Origin of the sequence: Tardiphaga sp. (assembly GCF_044336785.1) — a bacterium.
Taxonomy (GTDB): domain Bacteria; phylum Pseudomonadota; class Alphaproteobacteria; order Rhizobiales; family Xanthobacteraceae; genus Tardiphaga.
Genome location: NZ_JBIIOT010000171.1, coordinates 1 through 5,318 on the forward strand (window position 1 = coordinate 1; position 5,318 = coordinate 5,318).

6 protein-coding genes are annotated in these 5,318 nt (G+C 62.9%); 1 reads left to right on the plus strand and 5 read right to left on the minus strand.

Annotated elements, in window-relative coordinates; genetic code table 11:
• The first annotated feature begins 380 nt into the window (after positions 1-380).
• Positions 381-890, plus strand: coding sequence for a GcrA family cell cycle regulator (locus ACIQ2A_RS25360; protein ID WP_398484736.1), 510 nt, complete (start codon positions 381-383; stop codon positions 888-890).
• A 208-nt stretch (positions 891-1,098) separates the two neighbouring features.
• Here ACIQ2A_RS25360 and phoB read toward each other — a convergent pair whose 3' ends face one another.
• The 5 genes from phoB to pstC all read right to left on the minus strand — a co-directional run bounded on the left by phoB (position 1,099) and on the right by pstC (position 5,293).
• Complete coding sequence (phoB, locus tag ACIQ2A_RS25365) at positions 1,099-1,803, minus strand: phosphate regulon transcriptional regulator PhoB (protein ID WP_211911446.1); 705 nt, start codon at positions 1,801-1,803, stop codon at positions 1,099-1,101.
• A 73-nt stretch (positions 1,804-1,876) separates the two neighbouring features.
• Positions 1,877-2,587 carry a phosphate signaling complex protein PhoU gene (phoU, locus tag ACIQ2A_RS25370; protein ID WP_398484739.1) on the minus strand — a complete coding sequence of 237 codons (711 nt, stop codon included), beginning with the start codon at positions 2,585-2,587 and terminating at the stop codon, positions 1,877-1,879.
• 28 nt (positions 2,588-2,615) lie between these two features.
• The gene (gene pstB, locus ACIQ2A_RS25375; protein WP_398484741.1) at positions 2,616-3,443 is read right to left on the minus strand and encodes a phosphate ABC transporter ATP-binding protein PstB; all 828 of its coding nucleotides are present in this window, start codon (positions 3,441-3,443) and stop codon (positions 2,616-2,618) included.
• The gene (gene pstA / locus ACIQ2A_RS25380) at positions 3,440-4,291 is read right to left on the minus strand and encodes a phosphate ABC transporter permease PstA (RefSeq protein ID WP_398484743.1); all 852 of its coding nucleotides are present in this window, start codon (positions 4,289-4,291) and stop codon (positions 3,440-3,442) included. Before pstA ends, pstB begins: the two co-directional genes overlap by 4 nt.
• A gap of 3 nt (positions 4,292-4,294) precedes the next feature.
• Positions 4,295-5,293 carry a phosphate ABC transporter permease subunit PstC gene (pstC, locus tag ACIQ2A_RS25385; RefSeq protein ID WP_398484745.1) on the minus strand — a complete coding sequence of 333 codons (999 nt, stop codon included), beginning with the start codon at positions 5,291-5,293 and terminating at the stop codon, positions 4,295-4,297.
• Positions 5,294-5,318 lie beyond the last annotated feature (25 nt).

The window sequence follows — 5,318 nt, forward strand, 5'->3', positions numbered from 1 at the left end:
CACAAAACTAAACGTGCCGCCCTTCGCGGGCGCCACGCGACCATTATCTTATGGGGGCTGCACAGGGTGTCAACCGCGCATAGCGGCGTCCATGTCACACCTGATCGAACAAAAGGCCGATTTTTCTGTTTGGTTGACAGAAAGCATGTGGATGTGACTCGGCCGACTCTTGCGCGTGAGTCGCGGCATCATGTAGTTTTTGGCCTGTCGGATACGACATCTCGTGCGGCAGTAGACCCTTGTACACTATCGGTACGGCGTAAGGCCGGAAGCAGTCATGCATCCGGTGAGCGCTAAGGGATTCTGACAACGAGGTTTTTTGACGATTTCAAGTCGCAGCGCGGGCCAAGGCCGGCCGGCGCATACGAAGGGATTTAGCGATGACGGTAATCACTTGGACCGACGATCGCGTCGAACAGCTCAAGAAACTCTGGGAAGGCGGCCTGTCCGCCAGCCAGATCGCCGCGGAACTCGGTAACGTGACCCGCAATGCCGTGATCGGCAAGGTGCACCGCCTGGGCCTCTCCGGCCGCGCCAAGAGCCCGTCTTCTGCTGCCCCGCGCCCGCGCAAGCCGCGTCCGGCCCAGCAGATGGTGCGCATGCCGCGCCCGGTCGCCCGTGGCAACACGGCGCTGGCTCACGACTATCAGGTCGAGATGGAGCCCGATCCGATCTCGGTCGACAATGTGATCCCGATCAGCCAGCGCCTGCAGCTGGTCGAGCTCAACGACGCCACCTGCCATTGGCCGGTGGGTGATCCGGCCAGCACGGACTTCTATTTCTGCGGCGGCAAGGCCGTGGCCGGCGCACCTTACTGCGCGCACCACTCGCGGATCGCCTACCAGCCCGCGAGCGACCGTCGCCGGGCAGCGCCAAAGCCGATGCGGTAAGCGAACAGCACGAACGAAAAATGCCCGGCGATGAGCCGGGCATTTTTTGTTGCTTTGCTATTGAGCTAGAACCGCCCACCTCCGCCCCTCATGGTGAGGAGGCGCGAAGCGCCGTCTCGAACCATGAGATGTCGGAGCTCCGTCGCCATCCTTCGAGACGCCGCTGCGCGGCTCCTCAGGATGAGGGCAGAGCGTGAGGTAAAGAGCGTTACTCCGCCGCCTTATCGAAGCGATCATCCAGCGCGTAGCCGGCGCCACGCACGGTCCGGATCGGGTCGGGTTCGCCGGCCGGATTCAGCAGCTTGCGCAGACGGCCGATGTGAACATCCACGGTGCGCTCGTCGATATAGATGTCGCGGCCCCAGACGCTGTCGAGCAGCTGCTCGCGGCTGAACACGCGGCCGGGATGCTCGAGGAAGAATTCGAGCAGGCGATATTCAGTCGGGCCGAGATCGATCGGACGGGCGGCGCGCACCACGCGGCGCTTGTCGCGATCGAGTTCGATGTCACCGAAAGCCAGCACCGTCGCCAGACGCTCCGGCGCCGCACGGCGCAGGAGGCCCTTCACGCGGGCCAGCAGTTCCGGCACCGAGAACGGCTTGACGATGTAATCGTCGGCGCCGGTGGCGAGGCCGCGAACGCGCTCACTCTCCTCACCGCGGGCGGTGAGCATGATGATCGGCAGCGCCTTGGTTTCCGGCCGCGCCCGCAAGCGTCGGCACAGTTCGATGCCGGACAGGCCGGGCAACATCCAGTCGAGGACCACGAGGTCCGGCACGCGTTCCTTCAAACGGGTGTCGGCATCGTCGCCGCGGGCAACCGTCTCGACGTCGTAACCTTCGGCGTCGAGATTGTAGCGCAGCAGCGTGGTCAGAGCTTCCTCGTCTTCCACTACCAGAATGCGCGCGTTCATATGGCTGGCTTCCTATCTGTCGTTCAGGCAAAGGCGAGCAAGTCGCGGTGAGCTCGGCTCGCCGCGGCGAGCCTCAGCTCACCGGCGTAGCGAAGTTGGTCATGTCACCCTTCGGGCGCTTGTCGACCATCTGCTGACCTTCGATCATGTAGAACACCGTCTCGGCGATGTTGGTGGCATGATCGCCGATCCGTTCGATGTTCTTGGCGCAGAACATCAGATGGATACAGAACGAGATGTTGCGCGGATCTTCCATCATATAGGTCAAAAGTTCGCGGAACAGCGAGGTGCAGATCGCGTCGATTTCCTCGTCACCCTTCCACACCGCCATGGCGGCCGGGAGGTCGTGCGCGGCATAGGCATCGAGCACGGCCTTGACCTGGGTGTTCACCAGATCGGTCATGTGTTCGAGGCCACGGATCAGCTTCAGCGGATGGAAGTCGCTGTCCAGCGCATTGACGCGCTTGCCGATGTTCTTGGAGAGATCGCCGATGCGCTCGAGATCGGTGGCGACGCGGAGCGCGCCAACGATCTCGCGCAGGTCGACAGCCATCGGCTGGCGCTTGGCGATGGTGAGGACGGCGCGTTCCTCGATCAGCCGCTGAAGCTGATCGATTTCGGCGTCAGTGGCCACCACGCGGGCGCCCAGGGCGACGTCGCGGCGGACCAGCGCATCCACGGACTCTGCGATCTGACGTTCGGCCAGGCCCCCCATCTCGGCGACGAGACGGGTGAGTTCCTGAAGATCGTCGTCGAAGGCCTTGGTCGTGTGTTCAAAAGCCATAGGTCAATCCTCTCGCGAATATGTCGCGTCAGCCGAAACGGCCGGTGATGTAATCCTGGGTGCGGCGGTCGCTCGGCGACGTGAAGATCTTGTTGGTCTGGTCGAATTCAACAAGCTCACCGAGATACATGAAGGCGGTGGTGTCGGAGACACGGGCCGCCTGCTGCATGTTATGGGTCACGATGGCGATCGTGTACTGATCCTTCAATTCGTCGATCAGCTCTTCGACCTTGGCGGTCGAGATCGGATCGAGCGCCGAGCAGGGCTCGTCGAACAGGATCACTTCCGGACGCACAGCGATCGTGCGCGCGATGCACAGACGCTGCTGCTGGCCGCCCGACAGGCTGAGGCCCGAGGCGTTGAGCTTGTCCTTGACTTCGTTCCACAGCGCACCGCCACGCAGCGCCTTCTCGACGCGCACGTCCATCTCCGCCTTGGAGATCTTCTCATAGAGGCGGATACCGAAGGCGATGTTTTCGTAGATCGTCATCGGGAACGGGGTCGGCTTCTGGAACACCATGCCGATGCGGGCACGCAGCAGGTTGAGGTCGAGCTTCGGGTCCAGAATGTTCTGGTTCTCGAGCATCACCTGACCTTCCGCGCGCTGACCCGGATAGAGGTCATACATGCGGTTGAAGATGCGCAGCAGCGTGGACTTGCCGCAGCCCGACGGACCGATGAAGGCGGTGACGCGGTTGGCGGCGAGGTTCAGGTTGATCTTCTTCAGGGCGTGGTGTTCGCCGTAATAGAAGTTCAGGTCCCGCACGGTCACCTTTGGACGCGTATCGCCCTGCACCACCGACGGCGGCGGCATCGAGACGCTGGGATTGGCGGCGGACACGGAGAGATCACTCATTTTGCTTTCCTCTCGGCGCCGAGAATGCGCGCGCCAATGTTCAGGGCAAGGACGGTCAAGGTGATGATCAGCGCGCCGCTCCAGGCGAGCTGCTTCCAATATTCGTAGGGGCTCTGGACGAAGTTGTTGATGGTGACCGGGAGGTTGGCCATCGTCTTGCCGAGGTCCAGGCTGAAGAACTGGTTGCTCAATGCAGTGAACAGCAGTGGCGCGGTTTCACCGGCGACGCGGGCGGTCGCGAGCAGCACGCCGGTGATGAGACCGGCACGAGCTGCACGATAGGCGATCCGCTTGATCACCAGCGAGCGCGGCAGGCCGAGCGCCGAGGCTGCTTCACGCAGCGGATTCGGAACCAGGCCGAGCATGTCCTCCGTGGTGCGGACGACCACCGGGATGACGATCACGGCGAGCGCTAGCGAGCCGGCGAAGGCCGAGAAGCCCCCCATCGGCACCACCACCGCGCCATAGACGAACAGGCCGATGATGATGGACGGGGCCGACAGCAGCACGTCGTTGATGAAACGGATCACCGAGGTGAGCTTGTCGTGCTTGCCGTATTCCGCGAGGTACGTGCCGGCGAGCAGGCCGAGCGGCGCGCCGATGCCGACGCCGATCACAGTCATGATGATCGAACCGACGATGGCATTGAGCAGGCCGCCTTCCTGCGAACCGGGGGGCGGCGTGTTCTGGGTAAAGATCTGCACGCTGAGGCCGGCGAGGCCGTTGTAGAACAGCGTGAACAGGATCAGCGCCAGCCAGGTGACGCCGAAGATCGCGGCACCCAGGCACAGAATGCGGACGATGGTGTCGTTGCGGCGACGGGACAGGTAAATCGGATTGACGCTCATGACTTACTTTCCTGCCTTCTTTTCGAGACGGAGCAGCATCAGACGCGCGGCCGACAGCACGAAGAAGGTGAGCACGAACAACAGCAGGCCGAGCAGGATCAGGCCGGACTGGTGCAAGCCGTCACTCTCCGCGAATTCCGAGGCGATGGCCGCGGAGATCGTGGTGCCTGGACCGAAGATCGAACCGGTGATGCGGAACGAGTTGCCGATGATGAAGGTGACTGCCATCGTCTCGCCGAGCGCACGGCCGAGAGCCAGCATGACGCCACCGATCACACCGACGCGGGTGTAGGGGATGACGACATTCTTGACGACTTCCCAGGTGGTGCAGCCGACGCCGTAGGCCGCTTCCTTGAGCACCGGAGGCACCGTCTTGAACACATCGACCGAGATCGCCGTGATGAAGGGCAGCACCATGATGGCGAGGATGAGCGAGGCGTTGAACAGCGACAGATAGGACGGCGGGCCGGCAAAGATGGTGCCGAGCACGGGCACGCCTTCAAAGGCCGAGATCAGGAACGGCTGGAAGTGGTTGGCCAGGAACGGGCCGAGCACGAAGAAGCCCCACATGCCGTAGATGATCGAGGGAATGCCGGCGAGCAGTTCGACCGCCATGCCGATCGGGCGACGCAGCCAGTTCGGGCACAGTTCGGTGAGGAAGATCGCGATGCCGATACCGACCGGAATGGCGATCGACATGGCGATCACCGAGGTGATCAGCGTGCCATAGATCGGACCGAGCGCACCGAGCACCGGCGGTTCCGCCGACGGCGCCCAGCGCTGCGTGAACAGGAAGGAGAAGCCGAATTCCCTCAGCGCCGGCCATGCACCAGCGATGAGCGACAGGATGATGCCGCCGAGAATGAAGAGGACGGACAGCGCCGAGATGCGTGTCAGCCAGTAGAAAACCTGGTCACCGGTCTTGAATGCGTTGAGCGCTTTGGCGCGGTCATACGGTCCAGCGGCGTCCATCGAAGAGCTCTGTACGGCCATATCTGCCACGCCCAGTCCCCTGTGTTGTTGTTGG

Bases quoted from the DNA above. Each gene is read 5' to 3' on its own strand.
- pstA (WP_398484743.1), bottom strand. From the start codon at position 4,291: ATGAGCGTCAATCCGATTTACCTGTCCCGTCGCCGCAACGACACCATC.
- pstB (WP_398484741.1), bottom strand. From the start codon at position 3,443: ATGAGTGATCTCTCCGTGTCCGCCGCCAATCCCAGCGTCTCGATGCCG.
- phoU (WP_398484739.1), bottom strand. From the start codon at position 2,587: ATGGCTTTTGAACACACGACCAAGGCCTTCGACGACGATCTTCAGGAA.
- ACIQ2A_RS25360 (WP_398484736.1), top strand. From the start codon at position 381: ATGACGGTAATCACTTGGACCGACGATCGCGTCGAACAGCTCAAGAAA.
- phoB (WP_211911446.1), bottom strand. From the start codon at position 1,803: ATGAACGCGCGCATTCTGGTAGTGGAAGACGAGGAAGCTCTGACCACG.